This window comes from Parabacteroides sp. AM08-6 (assembly GCF_003473295.1).
GTDB lineage: Bacteria > Bacteroidota > Bacteroidia > Bacteroidales > Tannerellaceae > Parabacteroides.
The window spans coordinates 304,022-304,673 of the sequence record NZ_QRMP01000003.1 but is presented as its reverse complement, the minus strand read 5'-3'; the positions used below and the strand labels follow the sequence as shown (position 1 = coordinate 304,673).

The following is a 652-nucleotide window of genomic DNA, read 5'->3' as shown; positions in this document are numbered from 1 at the left end:
ATAAGTTGGTGAAGAACCAGTTGGAATTGGGTAGTTGAGATAAAAGGAGAAGTTGTCATAATGGATATGTAAAGGTCTTCAATGGTTTATCGTATAAGTAAATGTGAGAATTACGATTTTTTCGCACAACTTGCTTGTCTTTCGGAATATTTTTCATAAATTGCCATCGTTAATCAGGAATCTCATTGTGAGATCTTGTATTTTAAGAGATGTCAAATTTGAATAATAAAGGAGATCTATTGTTATGAAAAGAAATGTAATCTTATTGTTGCTGGTATTATTATGTGGATGTACGCATCGTAACCAACCTACGGAGAGTGCGGAAGAAGTTGTCGTAGCACGTGATACGGTGATTCATCTGAAGGATGTGTTGGATTTATCGGAAGAGGTGTGTTTATCGGAGATAGCGGATAGTGTAACTTATATTCCATTGGAAACAAAACCGAATTGCTTATTAAGTAATACTTTAGTTTTTCGTTTTACAAATGATGTTGTTATGGTTGGTACTCGATTGTTTGATTGGAATGGAAATCATATTAAAGCAATAGGAACAAGGGGACAGGGTGTAGGAGAAGATCCACATCTGGAATTATTGCTGAAATCAAAAGAAAATTATTATACGGTTGGAAATAAGATAATCGAATATGATAGA

Annotated in this window: 1 protein-coding gene; it reads left to right on the top strand. The window is 34.0% G+C overall.

Going from position 1 to position 652, the window contains the following annotated elements; translation table 11 throughout:
* Window positions 1-244: 244 nt before the first annotated feature.
* A partial coding sequence (locus DW103_RS04745) for a 6-bladed beta-propeller (protein ID WP_199652968.1) occupies window positions 245-652 on the top strand: 408 nt, incomplete at its 3' end.